Below are 20,747 nucleotides of genomic sequence, written 5' to 3' on the forward strand. Positions count from 1 at the left end.
TTATTCGGGCGAGCTCATATCTCGCGTAGAGTTTTGAGCACGGGTAGTCGATGTGGTCTCAGTGACCGTCTCACTGTGTGCCGGGTGCGCGCATCGCCGCGAAGGGGGAATAGCGGCCCCTCGAAATCGGGACGCCGTTCTGGCTCTTTCGGGGGAGGATTACGTACCGGCCGGGTGTCATCATCAGGCCGTGCGCAGAATGAATCGCCCGCGCTTCGGCAGGGCCATGAAACAAGGCATGACGGACTGGAGCCACGCGTTCCTCGGTGCGCTGCTGGGCGTAGTGCCGCTGACGACCGCGCTGCTGTTCGCGCCGCCGGCGTGGCCGGCGGCGCTGCGGATGGTGGGTTTCACGCTCGCGCTCGCGGCGGTGATCATGGCCATGGCTTGCCCCCGTGCGGCGCGCCGCGGCAGCGTGCGCCTGGCGAATCACCTGCTGGGGACAGATCTTCCCGCGCCGATCAAGCCGGCGTCAGGGGAGCGTCCCTGGGGCCCCTGGGCCAACCGTCTCCGTACGGCGGGGTGGCTGGTGCCGCATATGGCGCTGGGTGGGCTGGTGACAGGGCTGACGGGCCTGCTGTTGTTCAGCGCTGTCATGCTCGCCTCGGTCTGGCTGCGGGGCGGAGGCGCTGTCGACGCCTTCGGACGGCACATCAAGGTGGACTCCGGGCTGCCGGGCCTGTGGGCATGGGGCGCGGTCGCCGGGTGCCTGGCGCTGGCCGTGGCGGTCTGCGCCGGGTCGGCGGCCGTACTCCGGCTGCTCGCGCCGGTCTTTCTCGACCACCACCCGGCAGAACGGCTGGCCGCCGTTGAGGAGCAGATGCATCAGCTGGCCCAGCGCAATCGTCTGGCCCAGGAATTGCACGACTCCATCGGCCACACCCTCACGGCGTCCACCATCCAGGCCGCCGTGGCGGGGGAGTTGATGGAGCGTGACCCGGATGCGGCACGTCGGGCCCTGGCCAGCATCGAGGAGACCTCCAGAGCGGCGATGGACGACCTCGACCATGTGCTCGGGGTCCTGCGGGAGGGACGGTCGCCCAGAGCACCGCACCCCACGCTCGGCGATCTCGGTTCCTTGGTGGAGCGGGTCCGGCGGGCCGGAGCGGAGATGCGCGTCGAGACCTTGGGTGCGGTGGACCGGATACCGGCCACCGCCTCCCGGGAGGCGTACCGCATCGTCCAGGAAGGGCTGACCAATGCCCTGCGATACGGGACGAAGACGGGGATCGCGCTGAGGGTCACCGCACAGGACGGCTGGCTGGTGGTGGAACTCACCAATCCCGTTGATGTGGGCGGTGCTTGCTTCCGCTCGGGCGAGCGTCTGGGGCAGGGGCGCGGCCTCGTCGGGATCGCGGAGCGGGTGCGGCTGCTGCGCGGCGAGGTGTTCACCGGAATAGCACCGGGCAAGGGCGACGAGGGGGATGAGCACGGCGGCGGACTCTGGCGTCTCTTGGTGCGGATTCCACTACCGTCGGCGTCATGAGCAGCACACACACCGTCAGCACCGTGAACGCCGCGCCGGCCACGCTGGACAAGGCACCGGACAAGGCCCCGGACGCGTCGGTGAGTGTGCTCATCGCCGACGACGAGGAGCTCACCCGTACCGGACTGCGTGCCCTGCTGTCGGCCAAACCCGACCTGGATGTGGTCGGCGAGGCCGCCGATGGCGCGGAGGTGCTCCCCCTGGTCGTGCGGCTGCGGCCGGACGTGGTGCTGATGGACGTACGGATGCCCCGGCTGGACGGAATCGAGGCCACCCGGCGGCTGCGGGCCGAGCTGACCGACCCACCCAAGATCATCGTGATCACCACATTCGAGAACGACGAGTATGTCTATGACGCCTTGCAGGCCGGGGCCAGCGGCTTTGTCCTCAAGCGCGCCCCGGCGCAGCAGATCGCGCACGCCATCCGGCTGGTCACCACGGGCGACAGCGTGCTGTTCCCCGAGGCGGTGCGACGACTGGCCACCGGCCGGCCCGTGCGTCGCGACGCCGCCCGCAGGCTGGACGCGCTCACCCCCCGCGAGACCGACATTCTGCGGTGGATGGCGAAGGGCCTGACGAACCAAGAGATCTCCGCCGAGCTGATCGTGAGCCTGGAGACCGTGAAGACCCATGTGGGCAATGTGCTCGCCAAGCTCGGCGCCCAGAACCGTACGCAGGCGGTCATCCTGGCGTATGAGACGGGGCTCGTGGGGCCCGGAGCGAGCGGTCTGTAAGACGACGTCCGGTAGCCGCGCCGCCCGCCACGGATGGCGACGCGCGGGGAGCGCGCAGGGCCGGCCGGCGCGGCCCATGCTCATCGGCGGAACGCCCTCCCGAGGTTCGAGCCTCCCGATGCCGTAACTGATCTTCCGTGGCGGAGTCTTTGACCTTCAGGCTGGTTGAAGCCCGACAATCCCGCTCATGGACGAGGACGAAGAGCTCTTGGGTATCGGCGCGTTCGCGCGGCGGGTGGGGCTGGCGCCGAGCGCGCTGCGCTTCTACGACGACTGCGGCGTGCTGCGACCGGCCCGGGTGGATGAGGCCACGGGATACCGGCAGTACGCGGAGGCGCAGGCGGCCCGTGGTGTGCGGCTGCGCCGGCTGCGGGCGGCGGGACTGCCGCTGGTGGATGTCGCGGTGGTGCTGGATGGACCTCAGCACGCGGCGCGGGACGTGCTGCGAGCGCATCTGGAGCGAACACGGCGTACGGCGGATGAGGCGCAGACGGTGGTGGAAGGCTTCCTGTGGGAGGCGGCCGGAGACCCGCGGGGGCGCTGCGCACGAGCCCGCGTCGACGGTGCCGAACTCGCCGGTGCGGTCCGCCAGGTGGTGCCCGCCGCGGCAGTGGGGACGGCAAGCGAGGAGTTCCCGGTGCTGGGGAGTGTGCTGCTCGAACTCGTCGACGGCGAGGTGCGACTGGTGGCCACGGACCGCTATCGGCTGGCTGTGCGGGTGCTGCGGGCCGAGGTCTTTGAGGGTGGGCCGCGCAAGCTGCTGATCGGCGCGGGGGCGGCGCGGGACCTGGCGGAGTGGGCCGTACGGCGGATGACCGTCGTGGTGGAGTGCGGGCCGGAGACGATGAATGCGGAGGGCACGGCGGAGGCGGCGGGATTTCGGCTTCGGGGCGCCGCGGAGGGCGAGTGCTGGGAGCCACCGCGGGAGCGAGGCCGGAGCCCCCGCCAGGACCCCGATGCCTTTCTGGACTACCGGCTGATTCTGGAGGGGCTGGAGCCGGGTCGGTACCGCGTCATCGTCGACCGGGGCGGGCTGCGGGACGCGGTCGCCGGGCGGGGCGGTGTGGTGGCGCTCGAGGCGCGCATGGGGCGAGGCGGCGAGCAGGAACTCGAGGTGACGGGCGGAGAACAGCCGCCGGTCCGGCTGCGGGCGGTGTTTCACGTGAAACATGACGCCGTGAAACATGAGGCGGTGCCGCGGATCGCCTTTGATCCGGCGGTTCTTGTGCCCGCGCTGGAGGCCGGAGTGGGGCCCGATGCGCTGCTGGAAATCGCCTCGGAGGTCCGGCCCGTCGTGGTGCGCTCCGCTGACCAGGGGAGCTTTACGACGTTGGTGATGCCGGTGAGCGAACAGGCCGGCGCCGGTACGGGTGAGGGCCGCGCCGATGGCTGATGAGGGGAGCCGGGGGATGGATCCGGAGCTGCCGGTCGTGCGGCTGTGTGTGGCGGGGATGCAGGCGGAGGCGGAGGGACGCACCGATGCGGCGTACGAGCTCTTTAGACAGGCCTGGGACGCGGCCGGCGACGACTATGAGGCGTGCATCGCCGCCCACTACCTCGCCCGGCACCAGAGCTCGCCCGAGGAGACGCTCCGCTGGAACCAGGAGTGTCTGAACCGGGCCGACCTGGTGGCGGACGAGCGGGTGCGGGGGTTCTATCCCTCGCTGTACGTGAACATGGGACGGGCATACCGGGATCTGGGGCAACCGGCCCTGGCGTACGGGTACTTCATGCGGGCCGCCGAGCGGGTGGGTGAGCTGCCGGAGGGGCAGTACGGCAACTGGATTCGGTTCGCGATCGGGGAGGGCATGCGCGACACCGCGCCGGAGGCGAAGGATGCGGCGACGGGAGAGGGCCCCACGGGCGCCGTTTCTCCGGCACCGTGGGCCGTTGAAGACGACGTCGATACCAGCATCCGGAACCTGTTGTGGGGGTGGTGTGCGCGGGCCGATTTTGTGGCGCTGGGGCTGACGCTGCCGGCCTATCTCGGGTACCTGGGGACGGACGAGGACCGGATGCGGTTGCGGACCGCGCTGCACACGGTCCATGCGGCGCGCCGGCTGCCGGAGGACGAGCAGGCGAAGCTCGGTGCGGTGATCGGGGCTGCTGCGCTGCGGTGAGGGTGAGCGGTGGGGGCGGAATGGCCTCGCATGCCGGGCGGTACTCACGAGAAGGTGAGCCACGGTGGGCAGGAGCTCGCCGATCAGCCGCACCGGCCGTTGAGGAGCGCCATGTCCACCGCTGCGTCCGCCAAGTCCCAGCAGTCCGAGTCGCGGGATTCCGGGGGCGAAAGCCCGGAATCCCAGGAGACCGAGGCCCTGCCCGAGCCGCGTGCCGGCGAGCCTCTGCCGGCGGCCGTCCGGGCGGGAACGGCCGACACCGGCGAGGCGTATGCCGAACTGATGCCGCAGACGCGGCGGGCGCTGCTGCGCCGGCTGGCGGTCGGGCAGGCTGAGGGGCGGGCGCCGTCCATGATGGGCGCGGTCGTCCGCGAGGGGCGGGCGGTGTGGACGGGGGCTCGGACCTCGGTGCCGGGGGAGGTGCCGCACGCCGATGTGCAGTACCGGGTCGGTTCCCTCACCAAGACCTTCGTCGCGGTGCTGGTGCTGCGGCTGCGGGATGAAGGGCTGCTGAGGCTGGCGGACCCGATCGGCCGTCACCTGGAGGGAACTCCGGTGCCGCAGGCGACGGTCGCTCAGCTGCTGGCGCACAGTTCGGGGCTGGCGGCGGAGGCGCGGGGGCCGTGGTGGGAGCGGACCGCGGGCGAGCTGCGGCCCGAGCCGACCGATCTCTTCGGCGAGCGGCCGCAGCGTCTGCCGGCCGGACAGCGGCATCACTATTCCAACCCCGGCTATGCCCTGCTCGGCGCGCTCGTCGAACGGCTGCGGGGCGGCGAGCCATGGGGCGAGGTGCTGCGGCGCGAGGTGCTGGAGCCGCTGGGTATGGCGCGCACGGCGCTGCGACCGCAGATGCCGCATGCGGGCGGCTGGGCGGTGCACCCGTGGGCCGATGCGATGCTGCCCGAACCGGCCCAGGACACCGGGCTGATGGGCCCGGCGGGCCAGCTGTGGTCCTCGCTGGAGGACCTGTGCCGGTGGGCGGCGTTTCTGCTGCGGGGCGATGAACGGGTACTCAGCGCGTCGAGCCTGGCCGAGATGCGGGCCCCGGCGGTGCCGCCCGAGGGGGACGGCTGGGAGGCGGGCTACGGCCTGGGGCTCCAGCTCGTACGGACAGATCCACGGCGGACGGGCGGCGGCGAGCCGGCATCGGACGGACGCCTGCTGGCGGGGCACACGGGATCGATGCCCGGATTTCTGGCGGCGCTGTGGGTGGACGTCGAGGAAGACGTCGCCGCCATCGCACTGGCCAACTGCACCTCGGGGCCGGCCGTGGGCACCATCGCAGCCGATCTCCTGGAGATCGTGGCCGAGCGCGAACCGCGGATTCCGGAGCCCTGGCGCCCGCTGGCCGGACCCCTCGACCATGACCTGCTGGCGCTCACCGGGCCCTGGTACTGGGGCGCGCGCCCGTTCGTGCTGCGGTTGACGACGGAGCGCGGACTGGAGCTCGCGCCGCTGTCGGGGGCCGGTCGCGGCTCGCGCTTCCAGCCGGAGCCGGACGGCACCTGGACCGGCCTGGACGGCTACTACGTCGGCGAAACGCTGCGGTTGGTACGGGAGTCGGACGGCTCGGTCAGCCATCTGGACCTGGGGACGTTCGTCTTCACCCGTGGCCCGTACGAGCCCGCCGGGCCCGTGCCGGGCGGGGTCGATGAGGAGGGCTGGCGCGTCTGAGCGGTGCGGCGGGACCGCACGGAGAGTCCAGGGCCGTTCGGCGAGGGCGTTACGGGCGGACGTACAGTCGAGCGAGATACCAGGAGCCGCACCGGATCGCGCGGCTCGCTACCGCTGGAAGGCCCTGTGACTGCCGTGTCTGACCCGACCGCGAATCCCGCCGCCCCGGACCTGCTCGATCTGCCGCCGCTCACCGCCGCGCACTTCGCGCGGATCGAGGACAAGGTCGCCGAGCTGATGGGCACCCGTTGTGACGTCGTGGCGATGCAGGGAGAGGCGCTGCTGCCCCTGGAGGCCTGCATTCGCTCGGCCGTACGACCCGGCAGCACCGCGCTCAACATCATCACCGGCCCGTACGGCGAGACCTTCGGCGGCTGGCTGCGCTCCTGTGGCGCCGAGGTCGTCACCATCACCGTGCCGTTCACGGGCGCGGTGAGCCCCCAGCAGGTGGCGGACGCGCTGCGCGAGAACCCCGAGATCGACTTTGTGAGCCTGGTGCACGCCGAGGCGGCGACCGGCAACACCAATCCGGTCGCCGAGATCGGCGCCGTGGTGCGCGAGCACGGGGCGCTGCTGATGCTGGACGCGGTCGCCTCGGTCGGCGCCGAGCCGCTGCTCACCGATGAGTGGGGCGTGGACCTGTGCGTGATCGGAGGGCAGAAGGCGCTGGCCGGGCCGGCCGGGGTGTCCGTGGCATCGGTCAGCGCCCGGGCCTGGGAGCGGATCGTGGCCAATGAGCAGGCGCCGCGCCGTTCTTACCTCTCGCTGCGGGACTGGAAGGAGCGCTGGATCGACGGCGGGCGTACGGCTCTGCCGCACGCGCCGGCGCAGCTGGAGATGCTCGCTCTGGAGCAGGCCGTCGACCGTATCGAGGCGGAGGGACTGGACGCGGTCATCGTGCGGCACCGTGCGGCGGCAGCGGCGGTCCGGGCGGGCGTACAGGCGCTGGGTGGTCCGGTGCCGTATGTGATCCGGGACGAGGACGCTGCACCGGCCGCGACGACGCTGCGCGCGCCGCGGGGCCTGGACGCCCGGGAGGTGGTGTCCGCCGCGCTCGCCGCCGATGGCTCGGTCCCTGTGCAGGCCGCCGCGGGCGCGCTGGCCAAGGAGATGATCCGGGTCAACCACTACGGCCGCGCCGCGGACCGGGGTGTGGTGCTGGCATCGATCGCGGCGCTGGCCGTCGGCCTGCGGGCGCTGGGCACCGTGGTGGACGAGGCTGCGGCCGCCGGGGCGGCGGGCGCGGCATGGGATGAGGCGGTTACCGCGCGTTGATGGGCGCGGGGCGCCGCTGACGTCGGCCCGAGGCCGTCGGGGCGGCGGATGGGGCCCTGTTTCACGTGAAACCGAGCGTTTCACGTGAAACAGGGCCCCTTTTGTGTGGGCCGGAGCCGAGCCCCGCCCCGCGATCCGGGCCTGGCCCTCCACCCCTCCCTTCCAGGGCTCTCATAGAATCGGAATGACGGGCCCGGTTGACGTCCGGCGCGTCCTCAACCGTGAAACCGGGCGATCTGAGGAGACCGAAATGACGGATGGCGGCTCGGCTCCGTCGCGCGCGGATGCTCGGCGCAATCGTGCTCTGGTGCTCCAAGCGGCCCGATCCGCCTTCGAGGAACGGGGGTTGGGCGTCCCGCTCGGCGAGATCGCACGCCGTGCCGGAGTGGGGGCGGGGACCGTGTACCGCCATTTCCCTTCCAAGGACGCCCTGTTCAGGGCATCGGTCGTGGACCGGATACAGCTCTTCACGGACACCGCAAGGGACTTGGCCGATGCCGAGGACCCGGGTGGGGTGTTCTTTCGCTTCCTGGCGTCGGTGGTACGGCTCGCCGCGCAGAACAAAGCGCTCTGCGATGCGCTGGAGGCGGCGGGCGGGGCAGGCGCGGCGGATGCGGAGGTGTCGACGGGGCCCGAGAGGGACTTCGCGGAGGCCTTGGGCGTCCTGGTGGTACGCGCTCAACAGGCTGGCGCCGTACGGCCGGACGTGGAATTGGATGATGTCCGTGCGGTGCTGGTCGGGTGTATGACCATGGAGCGCCGGCGGTCCGGTGAGGGGACTGCGGCGGGGGCTCCGGGCCGGATGACGGCGCTGATGTGTGATGGGCTGCGGGCGAGCCGTACCGTAACGAAACTGCCGACGATGGCGGCCGGCCGTAACGAAACACGCTGCGAGGTATGTGATGGGCCGGTCGCGGCGGCCCCTACCGGCCGGCCCGCGCGCTACTGCGGTGCCGCCTGCCGGCAGAAGGCGCACCGGGCGCGGGCACGGGAGCGTGCCGACCGCGCCCGGTAGCGCCGCGCCGCCTTTCGGCCCGGAAGCGCCGCCGACCGGAAGATGCCAACGAGGACCTGTCGGCGAGAAGCTCTCAGCCCAAGACAATCGGCCCAGAAGTGCTCAGCCCAGAGCCCAGAAGAGCTCAGTCCAGTGCTCAGCCCCGGAAGCGCTCAGAGCATCAGCTTGAAGCCCAGGTGGGAGGCCTCGAAGCCGAGGCGCTCGTAGAAGCGGTGGGCATCGATACGGGTCGCGTCGGAGGTGAGCTGCACCAACGAGCAGCCCCGTGCCCGGGACTCCTCGATCGCCCAGTCGATGAGCCGGGTGCCCAGGCCGCCGCCCCGCTCGTCGGCGTGGATCCGTACGCCCTCGATGATCGAGCGGGCGGCGCCGCGCCGGGAGAGGCCCGGGATGACCGTGAGCTGGAGCGTGCCGATCGTACGGCCGGCGCGGACCGCGACGACCAGATGCTGCTGGGGATCGGCGGCGATCGCCTCGTACGCGGCGCGGTACGGGGTCAGATCGTCCGGCGACTCGCGGGCGGCGCCCAGCGGATCGTCGGCCAGCATCGCGATGATGGCGGGCAGGTCGGCCTCGGTCGCGCGGCGTATCTCGATATCGCTCATGGGCGCGACCTTATGCGGGCCCGCCGGGCGTCTGCCGTGGGCGTCCGCGTTATGCCGAAGGCGCGAGCGTCTCGACGGCCGTGACCAGAGGCGCCAGCTCGGGCCGCTTCGCCGCGTCGTGGAGGGCCTCGCGCAGGGCGCTGTCGTGCGTCGGCCGGGCCTCTTCCAGGAGTGCGAGGCCGTCCGGGGTGACGTTGGTGTAGATGCCACGGCGGTCGTCCGGGCACAGATAGCGCTCGAGCAGTCCGCGTTCCTCGAGCCGGGTGACCAGCCGGGTGGTGGCGCTCTGGCTGAGGACGACGGCGTCCGCGACCTGGTGCATCCGCAGATGGCCGCCGGGTCCGCTGTGCTGCTCGCTGAGCACATTGATGACCGAGAACTCACGGACGCTGAGGTCGTGCTTGGCCTGGAGCGCGCGCTCGATGTGCGACTCGATACGGCCGTGCAGGGCGGAGAGTGCGCACCAGCCCTGGGCGAGCCCGCCGCCGGGTGCCTCTGCGGCTGCTGCCTGCGGCGTCGCGTGCGTCTGCTGCGTCATCGGAGACCTCCTCGTGGGTCGTACGAATCAGGATAGGACACTTCCGAAATAGCCCGCGCTTGCAAGTAGTCCGCGTCTGCAATTATTGTGGACGCCCGTAAGGGACGGACGCAATCATTTGAAGGGATCCGTCATGCCTCTCGCACTCCTGGCGCTCGCCATCGGCGCCTTCGGGATCGGAACGACCGAATTCGCGGTCATGGGCCTGTTGCCCGACATGGCGGCCGGCTTCGGCGTCTCCATCCCGCTCGCCGGTTACGCGACCACCCTCTACGCCCTGGGCGTGGTGGTCGGAGCGCCGCTGATGACCGCGCTCGGCACACGGTTCACCCGCAAGCAGATGCTGACACTGCTGATGGGCCTGTTCATCGTGGGCAACCTGCTCACGGGCCTCGCGCCGAACTTCGGGATCATGCTGGCCGGGCGGATCGTTGCCGCGTTCACGCACGGCGCGTTCTTCGGCATCGGCGCCCTGGTGGCCGCCGACCTCGTCGCGCCGCAGAAGCGGGCCGCCGCCATCTCGATGATGTTCAGTGGCCTCACCATCGCCAACGTCGTCGGCGTACCGGCAGGCACCATGCTTAGCCAGCAGTTCGACTGGCGGACGACGTTCTACGCCATCGCCGCGCTCGGCGTGCTCGCCCTGCTGGGCGTCGTCAAGCTCGTCCCCGCCCACTCGGCGAAGGCGGCCTCGCGGATCGGCAGCGAGCTCGCGGTCTTCCGTAACCCGCAGGTCGGCCTCGCGATGCTGATGACGATCCTCGGCTTCGGCGGCGTCTTCGCGGCCGTCACCTACCTCGCCTCGATGATGACCGAGGTCACCGGCTTCGCCCCGTCCTCCGTCATCCTGCTGACGGCCGTCTTCGGCCTCGGCATGGTCGGCGGAAACCTGGTCTCCGGCCGCTTCACCGACCGCGCCATGATGCCGATGCTGTACATCGCGCTGACGGGGCTGGCGCTGGTGCTGGCCGCGTTCACCTTCACCGCGCACGACAAGGTGGGCGCCACCGTCACCGTCGCGCTGATCGGCTTCTTCGGCTTCGCGACCGTCCCGCCGCTGCAGAAGCGGGTGATGGACCAGGCGGCCTCCGCCCCCACCCTCGCCTCGGCGGGCAATATCGCCGCCTTCAACTTCGGCAATGCGCTGGCCGCTTGGCTCGGCGGGATCGTCATCTCGGCCGGACTCGGCTTCACCGCGCCCAACTGGGTCGGCGCGCTGATGACCGTGGCCGCGCTCGGTGTGGCGATCTTCGCTTCCGCGCTGGAGCGGCGCACGGCGAGCCGTAGCCGGGTGGTCGCCGGCGGCGTGCCCGCCACGGTCGCCGACCAGCCGGTGGCCGGCCAGGCCGTGTGACCGACGGGACGCACTCGAAGGGCGTGAGGAATATGCGTCGCCTGTGCCATCAAATTTACTTAAGCCGCTAATAGGGCCATAACTCCCCTAATCCGTAAGAACCTTCGCGGCACCGTCACCGCCACCGCACACCCCCAAGGAGCACCACCCATGAGCACCACCACCCCCACCGTCCGCCCCCTCACCACCCGCGACGCCGATGCGCTCATCGAGGCCGCCGTACGGGCCGCCGACGGACTCGGCGTGCAGGGCAGCGTCACCGTGCTGGACGCAGGCGGCCACCTTCTCGGCTTCCGGCGGGATGACCGCGCGGTGCTGATCTCCGGGGAGACCAGCACCCGCAAGGCGTACACCGCGCTCCAGTTGGACACGCCGACCGCCGACCTCGTAGATCTCGTACGGCCCGACGGGCTCTTTCACACGCTGCCCACCGCCCTCGACCGGCCGCTGCTCTTCATCGCGGGCGGGGTGCCGCTCCACCGGGACGGCCGGCTGATCGGCGCGATCGGCGTCGGCGGCGGCGCCCCGGAGCAGGACCACCGGATCGCCACCGCGGCGGTGGAGGAATCGACGCTCGCCTGAGCGCCGTGGCTCCCCTAGGCCGACTGCGCCCGGCGGCGCAGTCGGCCGCCGCGTTTGGTCGGCCCCCAGGGCTTGAGCACGGAGATGGCGGTGATGAAGACGTACGTCGCCGTGGCGACCGACGGCGCGACAAGGAGGCCGATGTCGGGCGTCGGGTTGCCCGCGGCGGCCTGTGCCGCGAGATGGTCGATGCCCGGCCGCAGGGAGAACGCCGACAGCAGGACGGTGATGAGGGTCAGCCAGAACTTGATGTAGACCCACCGGTGCCGGGCCAGCCCCCATCGCGTACCCAGGGACAGCATCAGCCCGCTGACCAGGGAAATCAGTGCCACCGGAAGGATCAGCCAGTCGCCGAAGATCTTCATCGCACGGTAGGCGACCGCGGCCAGATCGGGGGAAGCGGTGGTGTAACCGGTGATGCTCAGGGCGAGCAGCCCGAGCGTGAGTCCGAGCCAGCCGACGGAGACGGCGACGTGGACGACGAGGAGAGCCCGGCGGGCGGGGCGGCTGAGCTGTGGCATGCCCTCCACGGTGGCGGGCGGGGCCCGCGCGCCGCATCTGACGGTGGGAGTATTCCCGCGTACCCGGCGTTGAGTACGGCGAGTACGCGGGACCGGCGCCCCTGCCCGTGTGTGGTGCGCGGTGAGTGAGGGTGAGCCGTGAGCCCGGCCGTCGCGTGGGTTCGCCGCCGACGTACCCTCCCACGCATGACCAAGCTGCATCTGTTCGACATGGACGGCACCCTGCTGTACGGGTCCGCGGCCGCCGTCGAGATTTCCCGGCAGCTCGGGCTGGACCGGGAGATCGCCGAGTTGGAGCGCGGCTTCTTGGCGGGCACGCTGACACCGGCGCGGTTCGCGCAGCTGGCGGCCGATCTCTGGGCCGCCGAGCTGACCGAACTTCACCTCGCGGCGGCATTCGACAATGCGCCCTGGCTGGCCGGGATCCGGGAGGTCTGGGCGGACATTCGTGCACGGGGCGAACGGTGCGCGGTCATTTCCCTGTCCCCGGACTTCTTCGTCGAGCGGCTGCTGCCCTGGGGCGCCGACGCGGCGCGTGGTTCGCGCTGGCCCGCGGTGCCGATCCGTCAGCCGGTGGAGCCGGCCGGCATCCTCACGTCGGCGGCGAAGGTGCGGATCGCGGATGAACTCTGTGCGGAGTACGGGTTGACCCGTGCCGACTGCGTGGCATACGGCGATTCGATGTCCGACACCGACCTGTTCGCGGCGGTTCCGGCGTCGGTGGCCGTAAATGCGGACCACCATGTCAGTGACGTCGCCTCATATGCGTATGTGGGGCGTGATCTTCGCGAGGCATACGAACTGGTACGTACTGGCGAGTAATTCGGAGCTTTCTATGACGGCATTCGTCCGTGGTATGTGCGGAAAATGCACTCTGTGGGGAGTGTCACTGTTATCGAAGGGGGCGCGCTGAGTGTTCCCAGATCGGGGCTTGTGGTTTCAACCAGTGCCGGTATGGTCGAGTCCGGCTTGGCGAGGGTGAGATCTTCCGCGGGCCCGTGAGGGGCGTGCAAGCCCGCCAGCCTACCGGCGAAGCGGCCCGCGACGACCGAACTTCCGGCTATTTGTCCGTTGTGCTGAGCCGGGATGGCATGCTGCTGCGACGGTAACCGCATCGATTGCGCAGGGAAGTGAGCTTGTCCGCTATGGAGGATGTTGCCGGAATAGCTTGACTGATGAAGGATTCCGGGGCAGGGCGGGGGAATTCCGGGCAGTTCCGATCAACGGAAGTGCGAAGACAACCGAAAGACGTTCGAGGCGAGGCAGACCATGGACGCTCCGACCACCACATCGGCCGATAACGGCTCTTCTGGCGGCAGCAGTGGCGATTGGGGTTGGTTCACTCCGCCGTCGAAGAAGTCCCCCGAAGAAACGCGGGACCAGCAGCACCGCCAGGACCATCCAGGCGGCCAGGACGGTCACAGTGCGCAGGGCGATGCCGGTGGCCAGGAGGAGCAGTCCGGCCGGATACCCAGCCGCCCGGTCAATCCGATCAGGCCGGTAGGCACCGCCGCCGAGCGCGAGCGCATACCGGAGCCACGCCAGGAGCCCCAGTCGCGGCAGGAGCCGCAGCCACGGCAGGAGCCGCAGCCGCCCCAGGCGGTGGCGCAGTCGCCCCGCGAGCCCCAGCCTCTCCAGGCGGCGCAGGCGCTCCGCGAGGCACCGCCGCGCCAGGAGCCTCAGCCGTACCAGAGCCCGCGGCCTTACGGGGAGCCGGAGCCCGTACACGAGCCGGTGCACGCCACGCGCGCCGCCGCCGGACCGCGCGCCGCCGCGGAACCGGCAGCCGAGCCCGCCCCCCGCTCCTTCTTCACTCCCCCGGAACGCCAGGTGGAACGCCAGACCGAGCGCCCGGCGGAAAGCCAGGACCCCGCGCGCCGCCCCGCCACGGAGCCCACGCTCGGCGCGGTGGAAGCGGCCGCCTCCACGGCACCTCCTGCCTCCCCCGACGCCATCCTCATCCGGCGCACCATGGCGGAGATCGAGCCCGTCGCCGACAAGGTGACGTCGTACTTCTATGCGCTGCTCTTCGTCCAGCACCCCGATCTGCGGGCACTGTTCCCCGCCTCGATGGACACCCAGCGCGACCGGCTGTTCAAGGCGCTGCTCACCGCCGCCAAGCACGTCGACGACGCCGACATCCTCACCGACTACCTCTCCCACCTCGGCCGCGGACACCGTAAGTACGGCACCATGCCCGACCACTACCCCGCGGTCGGCGAGTGTCTGCTCAGCGCGCTCTCGCGCTATGCGACGTCCAGCTGGAGCCAGGAGGCCGAGGCCGCGTGGGTGCGCGCGTACACCGCGATCTCGCAAATCATGATCGACGCGGCCGCCGAGAATGAGGCGATCGCCCCGGCCTGGTGGCAGGCCGAGGTCGTCTCGCACGAGCTGCGGACGCCGGACACCGCCGTGGTGACGGTCCGTCCCGACCAGCCGTACCCGTTCCTCGCCGGGCAGTACACCAGCCTGGAAACCCCTTGGTGGCCCCGGGTCTGGCGGCACTACTCCTTCGCCTCCGCGCCCCGCTCCGATGGTCTGCTCGCGTTCCATGTGAAGGCGGTACCGGCGGGATGGGTGTCCAACGCGATGGTGCACCGTGCCCGCCCCGGTGACGTCATCCGCCTCGGGGCCCCGGCCGGCTCGATGACCGTCGACCACACCACCAACAACGGCCTGCTCTGCGTCGGCGGCGGTACCGGCATCGCGCCCATCAAGGCGCTGATCGAGGACGTCGCCCAGCGCGGCAGCCGACGACCCGTCGAGGTGTTCTACGGCGCCCGCAGCGACCACGGCCTCTACGACCTCGACACCATGCTCCGCCTCGAGCAGAGCCACCCCTGGCTCTCGGTGCGCCCGGTGGTCGCCACCGGGTCGGTGCGCGGCGCGTCGAACGGCGTCACCGGGCAACTCCCGGACGCCGTCCGCCAACACGGTCCGTTCCGGGAATTCGACGCCTACCTTTCCGGGCCGCCCGGACTGATCCGCAGCGGCGTGGACGCGTTGCGGGGGGTCGGCATTCCGTCCGACCGCATACGGCATGACTCCATAGAAGAGCTGGTCTCGGCAGGAGATTGAGGTCTTGGCAGCACAAGGCGAATTCGGTCGGGCCGACTACGGTCGGACGGGGGACGAACGGGGCATGCGCGGGCAGCGCCCCGGGAGCGACGGCGAGCACTTGGTGCAGCAGAGACTCGGTACGACGCAGCGTGCCGACCGTTTCTACGGTGACCAGGTCCTGGATCATCTCAACGTCCGGATGCGGGAGTTCGTGGCCCGGCAGGAAATGTTCTTCCTGGCCACGGCCGACCGGCACGGCGAGTGCGACTCCACCTTCCGCGCCGGACCGCCCGGGTTCATCCAGGTGCTGGACGAGCGGACGCTGGCCTACCCGGAATACCGGGGCAACGGCGTCATGGCGTCCATCGGCAACATTTCGGAGAACCCGCAGCTGGGCATCCTGATGATCGATTTCACCCGGGACCGCATCGGGCTCCACGTCAACGGCCGGGCGCGGGTGGTACTGGACGAGGAGATGCGGGCCGCCCACTTCGATCTGCCGGTCGACCCGATTCCCGGGCGGCGCGCGCAGTTGTGGGTGACGGTCGAGATCGAAGAGGCGTACATCCACTGCGCCAAGCACATCCCGCATCTGCAGAAGGTCCCGGCACAGGCGCGCGGGGCGCGGGCCTGGGGCACGGACGACTTCAAGCGGAAGGGCGGCGACTTCTTCGGCGCAGCGGCCGAGGCGGCGGAGCGCCCGCCCTTCCAGCGCGAGGAGCACAAGAACCCGCATCTCCGGGGTGGCCTGCACGAGGACACATACGAGCGGCACGCGGCCGACCCCGAGCGGCGGGTCGCGTCTTCGCCGGCGGCCGGACCCATGCGGCCCAGCTTCGCGGAGCAGCTGAACGAGGAGTTCCTCGACCGGGTCGAGCAGGTGCTCGCGCGGGCGCAGCCGCGGCGGCCCGCCGAGGAGGAGCCCGGATTCCGTGGCTGGTTTTCGCGTGAGTGAGCGGCGGACTCGAGCACGCGACCATTCAGGCGCCGGCCTCAGCCGAGATCCGGTGCGTGCATCGCCCGTACGCCCTCGATGTTTCCGTCGAGATAGTGCCGCAGCGACAGCGGTACGACCTCGACGGATGCGATCCCGACACGGGTGAAGGGCACCCGCACGATTTCGTAATCCCCGCACGGCTCCTCGACTTCGGGGCCGTGCCGGCGTGCGGGGTCCATCGAGTCCAGCCGGCAGACGAAGAAGTGCTGCACCTTCACCCCGTCCACCCCGCCGTCGCTGAAGTGCTCGACGGTGTCGACGAAGACCGGCACGACGTCTTTCACCTTCGCGCCCAGCTCTTCGTCCAGCTCGCGGTGGAGGGCGTCGATGACGGTGGCGTCCTCGGGCTCCACGCCCCCGCCCGGAGTGATCCAGTACGGGGCCCGGCCCGGCTTGGTGCGCTTGATCAGAACGAGATCCTCGCCGTCGAGCAGAATCGCGCGGGCGGTGCGTTTGACGACTGGCCGTACGGTCATAGGGGACAGATGCCGCAGTCATGGGCCGGCGAAACCCGCGGCACCGGATGCGCTTCCGCCGACCTCCCGTACCCGCGCCCCAGGCGGCGCTCCCCCGCTCACCAGCCCACCGCCGTCCGCAGCAGCCACTCATGCGCCCGCGCGATATGCGGCAGGCCGAGCGTGCCGGTCCGTATGGCGAGGAAATACGTGCGCAGCGGGGGCACCGGCGGGTCCAGCAGGGCGACGACCTCGCCGCTGTCCAGCGCGTCGGCACACAGATAGCGAGGCAGTACCGCGAGCCCGGCGCCCGCCGCGACGCAGCCCAGCACCGCGCGGAGGTCGGACGCGATAACGGCGGCGGAGGCCGAGGGCTTGGTGTCGAAGACCGCCGACCAGTAGCGGGTGATCAGCGGGAGACTCTCATGCACCTCGACCAGCGGTACGGGATCCAGCGCGCGCACACCCCTGGCCTGGAGGACTGCTGGGCCGCCCAGCCGGGCCGCCCAGCGCGGCGCGGCGACCAGCACATGTTCCTCGTCGCACAGGGGGGTCGAGGTCAGGAGGCCGCCGCGCGGGCGGACGGCGGTGACGGTCAGATCGTGGTGGCCGGCGGCGAGGCCGGTCAGCAGCTCCTCGGCGGGGCCGAAGGAGACACGTATGGACAGGCCCTGAGCGATGAGCGGGGTCAGCGCGGGCAGCGCGCGTTCGGCGGTGAACTCCGGGGGCCCCGCGAGATGCACGGTGCGGGTGACGGAATCCGCGGCCAGACCGGTCTCGGTGATCTCGGTGAGCGCGTCGAGGTGCGGGGCCACTTTGTGGGCGAGTTCGTCGCCGATGGTGGTGGCGGTGACGCCGCGGGCATTGCGCAGGAAGAGCGGTCGGCCCAACTGGCGTTCCAGCGCCTGGATCTGGCTGGTCACGGCGGGCTGGGAGAGGCCGAGCAGCGCCGCGGCGCGGGTGAGGGAGCCGGCCCGGTGCACCGTGACGAAGGTACGCAGCAGAGCCAGATCCATCGCGTACCTCCTGCGCCCCTCGGAAGCCTGGTCGCGGGTCCACTATAAATTTGTCGATAGGCATGTGTCGCTAGCGTGATTGGACACTGACGCTCGGTCAACTAGCCTTGTTGAAACGGGTAGTTTCACGTGAAACACCGCGAAGACTGTTTCACGTGAAACACCGCGGCCGGCAGGGTGACGAGGGGGGATATCCTGCCGGCCAATTCCGCCTCGTTCAGCCGCGCTTCTGGGCCGCGTCCAGCGCCCGTACGACATCCGCGACCAGGTCCTCCGGCTCCTCGATGCCGACCGAGAAGCGGATGAACCCCTCGGGCACGGCGTCGCCGCCCCAGCGGGCGCGTCGCTCGGCGGTGGACCGTACGCCGCCGAAGCTCGTTGCATCGTCCACCAGCGTTAGCGCGGCCAGGAATCGCTCGGCGTGCGCCTTGTCGGGCAGCGTGAAGGAGACCACGGAGCCGAAGCGGCCAGGGCGCATCTGCGCTGCGGCGAGCGCATGGGACGGGTCGGAGGGCAAGCCGGGGTGGCGCAGGCCGGTGATCTCGGGGCGGTCGGCCAAGGCTTCGGCGAGCGCCAGCGCACCGGCCGACTGCTGGCGGACGCGCAGTGCGAGGGTGGCGAGCGAACGATGGGCGAGCCAGCTCTCCATCGGGCCGGGGATCGCGCCTACCGTCTTGCGCCAAAGCCGTACGCCGTCGGCCAGCGCGGCATCGCGGGTGCTGGCATACCCGAGCAGGACGTCGCCGTGGCCGGTCAGTGCCTTGGTGCCGCTGGCGACCGAGAAGTCGGCGCCGAGGTCCAGCGGGCGCTGGCCGAGGGGAGTGGCGAGGGTGTTGTCGACGGCGACCAGGGCGCCGCGGGCGTGCGCCGCGTCGGCCAGCCGCCGGATGTCGCAGACGTCGAGGCCAGGGTTGGAGGGCGTCTCGATCCACAGCAGCCGCGCGCCGTCCAGCACGTCGAGCTGGGCGTCGCCCGCGGTCGGCGCGGTACGGACCTCGATGCCGTAGCTCTCCAGCCGGTCGCGGACGGCCGGCAACAGCTGGTAGCCGTCGTTGGGCAGCACCACAGCGTCGCCGGCGCGCAGTTGGGAGAAGACGACGGCGCTGATCGCCGCCATGCCGGAGGCGAAGGCGATGGTGTGCGCGGGCTCCTCCGGCGATTCGAGTTCGCCGATGGCCTCTTCGAGGCGCGACCAGGTCGGGTTGGCGTCGCGGCCGTAGGTGTAGGGGCCGGTGGCAGCGCCGGGGAGGTGGAAATGGGCCGCGAACACCGGGCCCGGGAGAGAGGGTTCGTAGGCCGCGGGCTCCGGAAGCCCGGCCCGTACGACGCGCGTGCCGTCGCCCGTCATGCGTTCTCCTTTGTCCCCGAGGCGGGGCTGAGGGGTGCTGGGGCGTCCGGGGCGCCGGTGGTGACGGCGGCGCGGACCGCTTCCAGGAGGCCGTCGGCGGCTTTCTCGATCATTTCGAGGCATTCCTCGAAGCCCTCGAATCCGCCGTAGTACGGGTCCGGCACATCGAGGCCGAGCTCCCCGACGTCCGCCGCGTCGGCCGCGTACGAGCGCAGCAGACGAACCTTGGCAGCGTCCTGCGGGGTGGGGGCCAGCCGGCGCAGCTCGCGCAGATGGCCGGAGTCGAGCGCGATGACCAGGTCGCGGTCGGCGAACCAGGAGGCGTGGAACTGCCGGGCGGAGTGGGTGGATTCATAGCCGCCCGCGCGCAGTACGGCGACCGTGCGCGGGTCGGCTCCGTCGCCCTCGTGCCAGCCGCCGGTGCCCGCACTGTCCACCTCGACCAGACCGGCGAGCCCTTCCTCCGCGATTCGGGAGCGGAAGACGGACTCGACCATCGGCGAGCGACATATGTTGCCGGTGCAGACGAAGCAGATGCGGAAGGCGCGGTTCACGAGGGTCTGTCCTTGTCGGGGCGGTCGGGTCGAGGAGGGTTCGGTCGCCGGCTGAGTGTTGGCCGGCTGTTGGCCCGGGGAGTCTGGGGCGGTCAGTCGTCTTCGGGAAGGATCATGTGCAGCGCCCAGGAGACGATGGAGACGATCACGCCGCCGAGCACCGCGGTCCAGAAGCCGTCCACGTGGAAGGCCAGATCGAATTTGCCGGCGACGAAGGACGTCAGCAGCAGCATGAGCGCGTTGACGACCAGGGTGATCAGGCCGAGCGTGAGAATGAACAGGGGCAGGGACAGCAGCTTCACCACCGGCTTGACGATGAAGTTGACCAACCCGAAGATCAGCGCGACGAGGACCAGCGTGAGTATCTTGCGGCCGGTGTTGTCGCCGGTGAGCGTGATGTCCTTGAGCAGCCAGATGGCCACGGCAAGCGCCGCGGCGTTGGCGATCGTCTTGACCAGAAAATGCTTCATGGTGAGATCGTCGCAGACGACTCTGAATTCCTTGAGGGGTGCGAACGGCATGAAGGCCTTCAGACTGGATGAGCTGGAAGCGGAGCGGGCCGCCAACGACGGTGCGTATCTGCAGTTCCTCAAGGAGCGCAACATGTCTGTCGGCTTGTATGCGCTGGATGCCGGCAGCGTCGATCCCCAGCAGCCGCATGCCCAGGACGAGGTGTATCTGGTGGTCAGCGGCCGGGGGGCGATCACCGTCGGTACGGAGACGCAGTCGGTGGCGCGCGGCAGCGTGGTCTATGTGCCGGCCGGTTTGCCCCATAAGTTCCACCACATCAGCGAGGACCTACGGGTGATGGTGGTCTTTTCTCCACCTGAGAGCTGAGACCGGACCCTCGAACCCGTAAGGGTCGGTTCAGGGGAGTACCGGGGCTGCGAAGCCCCCACGGCCTCTTTCGGCGACCTAGCATCGATGGTGAAGGGGGACCGGAGACGCGGCGCGGCAGATGCGACGTGTGCGGACGGTGCCATGGACGCGACCGCGACAGACCGACGCGACAGACCGAAAGAAAGCAGGGCAGAGAAGTGGCTGGTAAGGGGATATTCGCAGGGCTTCCGTGGTGGGTCACCTGGGTCGTGCTGCCCGTCATCCTGATCGTGGTGTTCGGCGGACTGATCGCCACGGCGGTCGGCTTTCTGATCGGCGTGCTGTTCAAGATCCTGATAGCGGCCGCCCTGATCGCCGGAGTCATCTATCTCGTGCGCAGGTTCAGCGGATCCTCGTCGTCCTCGTCGAAGGGCGACTGGTAGGCCGTCGGCCGCCGGCCACGGGTCAGCCCTCACTGATCCGGCCGACACCGTCCGATCGCCGTGCGATCTCCGTTTGAACCCCCGTCCGACGATGCCCCGCTCCGGCCCCGGAGCGGGGCACCGTTCGTTCACCGCAGGCGCGCGCGGCATC

General features: G+C 70.6%; 22 protein-coding genes. 14 read left to right on the forward strand and 8 right to left on the reverse strand.

The annotated features are described in order from the left end of the window. The first annotated feature begins 238 nt into the window (after positions 1-238). From ACIRPT_RS12500 to ACIRPT_RS12530, 7 genes are all read left to right on the forward strand, one after another. On the forward strand, positions 239-1,486 hold the full coding sequence (locus ACIRPT_RS12500; protein WP_403825970.1) for a sensor histidine kinase: 1,248 nt from the start codon (positions 239-241) through the stop codon (positions 1,484-1,486). Further along, positions 1,483-2,220 (forward strand): response regulator, encoded by a 738-nt coding sequence (locus ACIRPT_RS12505; RefSeq protein ID WP_403825973.1) that lies wholly within the window; start codon positions 1,483-1,485, stop codon positions 2,218-2,220. Before ACIRPT_RS12500 ends, ACIRPT_RS12505 begins: the two co-directional genes overlap by 4 nt. A gap of 187 nt (positions 2,221-2,407) precedes the next feature. After that, the gene (locus tag ACIRPT_RS12510; protein WP_403825976.1) at positions 2,408-3,613 is read left to right on the forward strand and encodes a MerR family transcriptional regulator; all 1,206 of its coding nucleotides are present in this window, start codon (positions 2,408-2,410) and stop codon (positions 3,611-3,613) included. Positions 3,614-3,629: 16 nt separating this feature from the next. Further along, entirely contained in the window at positions 3,630-4,340 is a 711-nt protein-coding gene (locus ACIRPT_RS12515; RefSeq protein ID WP_403825979.1) for a hypothetical protein, read from the forward strand. A gap of 282 nt (positions 4,341-4,622) precedes the next feature. After that, positions 4,623-6,014 carry a serine hydrolase domain-containing protein gene (locus ACIRPT_RS12520; protein WP_403827052.1) on the forward strand — a complete coding sequence of 464 codons (1,392 nt, stop codon included), beginning with the start codon at positions 4,623-4,625 and terminating at the stop codon, positions 6,012-6,014. Positions 6,015-6,149: 135 nt separating this feature from the next. Then, the gene (locus ACIRPT_RS12525) at positions 6,150-7,289 is read left to right on the forward strand and encodes a pyridoxal-phosphate-dependent aminotransferase family protein (protein ID WP_403827054.1); all 1,140 of its coding nucleotides are present in this window, start codon (positions 6,150-6,152) and stop codon (positions 7,287-7,289) included. Positions 7,290-7,596: 307 nt separating this feature from the next. After that, positions 7,597-8,304: a TetR/AcrR family transcriptional regulator gene (locus ACIRPT_RS12530; protein WP_403825981.1), complete on the forward strand. Its 708-nt coding sequence runs from the start codon at positions 7,597-7,599 to the stop codon at positions 8,302-8,304. 152 nt (positions 8,305-8,456) lie between these two features. On the opposite strand, the gene ACIRPT_RS12535 is transcribed toward ACIRPT_RS12530, so the two are convergent. Together ACIRPT_RS12535 and ACIRPT_RS12540 are read right to left on the reverse strand one after the other, a co-directional pair. Then, positions 8,457-8,909, reverse strand: a complete 453-nt coding sequence (locus ACIRPT_RS12535; RefSeq protein WP_403825984.1) for a GNAT family N-acetyltransferase — start codon at positions 8,907-8,909, stop codon at positions 8,457-8,459. 49 nt (positions 8,910-8,958) lie between these two features. Then, positions 8,959-9,447, reverse strand: coding sequence for a MarR family winged helix-turn-helix transcriptional regulator (locus tag ACIRPT_RS12540; RefSeq protein ID WP_403499722.1), 489 nt, complete (start codon positions 9,445-9,447; stop codon positions 8,959-8,961). 133 nt (positions 9,448-9,580) lie between these two features. On the opposite strand from ACIRPT_RS12540, the gene ACIRPT_RS12545 reads away from it, so the two are divergent. Then, positions 9,581-10,801 carry an MFS transporter gene (locus tag ACIRPT_RS12545; RefSeq protein ID WP_403825988.1) on the forward strand — a complete coding sequence of 407 codons (1,221 nt, stop codon included), beginning with the start codon at positions 9,581-9,583 and terminating at the stop codon, positions 10,799-10,801. 150 nt (positions 10,802-10,951) lie between these two features. After that, positions 10,952-11,383 carry a heme-binding protein gene (locus ACIRPT_RS12550; protein WP_403499716.1) on the forward strand — a complete coding sequence of 144 codons (432 nt, stop codon included), beginning with the start codon at positions 10,952-10,954 and terminating at the stop codon, positions 11,381-11,383. A 14-nt stretch (positions 11,384-11,397) separates the two neighbouring features. Here ACIRPT_RS12550 and ACIRPT_RS12555 read toward each other — a convergent pair whose 3' ends face one another. Continuing rightward, entirely contained in the window at positions 11,398-11,904 is a 507-nt protein-coding gene (locus tag ACIRPT_RS12555) for a DUF2269 domain-containing protein (RefSeq protein WP_403825991.1), read from the reverse strand. 186 nt (positions 11,905-12,090) lie between these two features. Here ACIRPT_RS12555 and ACIRPT_RS12560 point away from each other — a divergent pair, with 186 nt between their 5' ends. The 3 genes from ACIRPT_RS12560 (at position 12,091) to ACIRPT_RS12570 (ending at position 15,919) form a co-directional block, all read left to right on the forward strand. Next, a complete protein-coding gene (locus tag ACIRPT_RS12560; protein WP_403825993.1) occupies positions 12,091-12,726 on the forward strand; it encodes an HAD family hydrolase in 636 nt (211 codons plus the stop codon). 447 nt (positions 12,727-13,173) lie between these two features. After that, positions 13,174-14,982, forward strand: coding sequence for a globin domain-containing protein (locus ACIRPT_RS12565; RefSeq protein WP_403825996.1), 1,809 nt, complete (start codon positions 13,174-13,176; stop codon positions 14,980-14,982). A gap of 64 nt (positions 14,983-15,046) precedes the next feature. Further along, a complete protein-coding gene (locus tag ACIRPT_RS12570) occupies positions 15,047-15,919 on the forward strand; it encodes a pyridoxamine 5'-phosphate oxidase family protein (RefSeq protein WP_403825999.1) in 873 nt (290 codons plus the stop codon). A 38-nt stretch (positions 15,920-15,957) separates the two neighbouring features. Here the strand turns inward: ACIRPT_RS12570 and ACIRPT_RS12575 are convergent, their stop codons facing one another. The 5 genes from ACIRPT_RS12575 to ACIRPT_RS12595 all read right to left on the reverse strand — a co-directional run bounded on the left by ACIRPT_RS12575 (position 15,958) and on the right by ACIRPT_RS12595 (position 19,804). Then, the gene (locus tag ACIRPT_RS12575; RefSeq protein WP_403499702.1) at positions 15,958-16,437 is read right to left on the reverse strand and encodes an NUDIX domain-containing protein; all 480 of its coding nucleotides are present in this window, start codon (positions 16,435-16,437) and stop codon (positions 15,958-15,960) included. A 98-nt stretch (positions 16,438-16,535) separates the two neighbouring features. Continuing rightward, on the reverse strand, positions 16,536-17,432 hold the full coding sequence (locus ACIRPT_RS12580) for a LysR family transcriptional regulator (RefSeq protein WP_403826002.1): 897 nt from the start codon (positions 17,430-17,432) through the stop codon (positions 16,536-16,538). A gap of 217 nt (positions 17,433-17,649) precedes the next feature. After that, the gene (locus tag ACIRPT_RS12585) at positions 17,650-18,780 is read right to left on the reverse strand and encodes a cystathionine gamma-lyase (protein ID WP_403826005.1); all 1,131 of its coding nucleotides are present in this window, start codon (positions 18,778-18,780) and stop codon (positions 17,650-17,652) included. Next, on the reverse strand, positions 18,777-19,277 hold the full coding sequence (locus tag ACIRPT_RS12590) for a low molecular weight protein-tyrosine-phosphatase (protein WP_403827056.1): 501 nt from the start codon (positions 19,275-19,277) through the stop codon (positions 18,777-18,779). Before ACIRPT_RS12590 ends, ACIRPT_RS12585 begins: the two co-directional genes overlap by 4 nt. Positions 19,278-19,426: 149 nt before the next feature. Beyond that, positions 19,427-19,804, reverse strand: a complete 378-nt coding sequence (locus tag ACIRPT_RS12595) for a phage holin family protein (RefSeq protein ID WP_403500652.1) — start codon at positions 19,802-19,804, stop codon at positions 19,427-19,429. A gap of 49 nt (positions 19,805-19,853) precedes the next feature. On the opposite strand from ACIRPT_RS12595, the gene ACIRPT_RS12600 reads away from it, so the two are divergent. Together ACIRPT_RS12600 and ACIRPT_RS12605 are read left to right on the forward strand one after the other, a co-directional pair. Then, positions 19,854-20,171, forward strand: coding sequence for a cupin domain-containing protein (locus tag ACIRPT_RS12600; protein WP_403499691.1), 318 nt, complete (start codon positions 19,854-19,856; stop codon positions 20,169-20,171). 200 nt (positions 20,172-20,371) lie between these two features. Then, positions 20,372-20,596: a DUF5326 family protein gene (locus tag ACIRPT_RS12605; protein WP_403499689.1), complete on the forward strand. Its 225-nt coding sequence runs from the start codon at positions 20,372-20,374 to the stop codon at positions 20,594-20,596. The last annotated feature ends 151 nt before the right edge of the window (positions 20,597-20,747 follow it).

The organism is Streptomyces sp. NPDC101227 (assembly GCF_044767545.1).
Lineage (GTDB): Bacteria > Actinomycetota > Actinomycetes > Streptomycetales > Streptomycetaceae > Streptomyces.

What these genes read in the sequence shown, in the direction of transcription:
- ACIRPT_RS12500 (WP_403825970.1), top strand. Translation starts at nt 239, where the DNA reads ATGACGGACTGGAGCCACGCGTTCCTCGGTGCGCTGCTGGGCGTAGTG.
- ACIRPT_RS12505 (WP_403825973.1), top strand. Translation starts at nt 1,483, where the DNA reads ATGAGCAGCACACACACCGTCAGCACCGTGAACGCCGCGCCGGCCACG.
- ACIRPT_RS12510 (WP_403825976.1), top strand. Translation starts at nt 2,408, where the DNA reads ATGGACGAGGACGAAGAGCTCTTGGGTATCGGCGCGTTCGCGCGGCGG.
- ACIRPT_RS12515 (WP_403825979.1), top strand. Translation starts at nt 3,630, where the DNA reads ATGGATCCGGAGCTGCCGGTCGTGCGGCTGTGTGTGGCGGGGATGCAG.
- ACIRPT_RS12520 (WP_403827052.1), top strand. Translation starts at nt 4,623, where the DNA reads ATGCCGCAGACGCGGCGGGCGCTGCTGCGCCGGCTGGCGGTCGGGCAG.
- ACIRPT_RS12535 (WP_403825984.1), bottom strand. Translation starts at nt 8,909, where the DNA reads ATGAGCGATATCGAGATACGCCGCGCGACCGAGGCCGACCTGCCCGCC.
- ACIRPT_RS12540 (WP_403499722.1), bottom strand. Translation starts at nt 9,447, where the DNA reads ATGACGCAGCAGACGCACGCGACGCCGCAGGCAGCAGCCGCAGAGGCA.
- ACIRPT_RS12545 (WP_403825988.1), top strand. Translation starts at nt 9,581, where the DNA reads ATGCCTCTCGCACTCCTGGCGCTCGCCATCGGCGCCTTCGGGATCGGA.
- ACIRPT_RS12550 (WP_403499716.1), top strand. Translation starts at nt 10,952, where the DNA reads ATGAGCACCACCACCCCCACCGTCCGCCCCCTCACCACCCGCGACGCC.
- ACIRPT_RS12555 (WP_403825991.1), bottom strand. Translation starts at nt 11,904, where the DNA reads ATGCCACAGCTCAGCCGCCCCGCCCGCCGGGCTCTCCTCGTCGTCCAC.
- ACIRPT_RS12560 (WP_403825993.1), top strand. Translation starts at nt 12,091, where the DNA reads ATGACCAAGCTGCATCTGTTCGACATGGACGGCACCCTGCTGTACGGG.
- ACIRPT_RS12565 (WP_403825996.1), top strand. Translation starts at nt 13,174, where the DNA reads ATGGACGCTCCGACCACCACATCGGCCGATAACGGCTCTTCTGGCGGC.
- ACIRPT_RS12570 (WP_403825999.1), top strand. Translation starts at nt 15,047, where the DNA reads ATGCGCGGGCAGCGCCCCGGGAGCGACGGCGAGCACTTGGTGCAGCAG.
- ACIRPT_RS12575 (WP_403499702.1), bottom strand. Translation starts at nt 16,437, where the DNA reads ATGACCGTACGGCCAGTCGTCAAACGCACCGCCCGCGCGATTCTGCTC.
- ACIRPT_RS12580 (WP_403826002.1), bottom strand. Translation starts at nt 17,432, where the DNA reads ATGGATCTGGCTCTGCTGCGTACCTTCGTCACGGTGCACCGGGCCGGC.
- ACIRPT_RS12585 (WP_403826005.1), bottom strand. Translation starts at nt 18,780, where the DNA reads ATGACGGGCGACGGCACGCGCGTCGTACGGGCCGGGCTTCCGGAGCCC.
- ACIRPT_RS12590 (WP_403827056.1), bottom strand. Translation starts at nt 19,277, where the DNA reads ATGGTCGAGTCCGTCTTCCGCTCCCGAATCGCGGAGGAAGGGCTCGCC.
- ACIRPT_RS12595 (WP_403500652.1), bottom strand. Translation starts at nt 19,804, where the DNA reads ATGAAGCATTTTCTGGTCAAGACGATCGCCAACGCCGCGGCGCTTGCC.
- ACIRPT_RS12600 (WP_403499691.1), top strand. Translation starts at nt 19,854, where the DNA reads ATGAAGGCCTTCAGACTGGATGAGCTGGAAGCGGAGCGGGCCGCCAAC.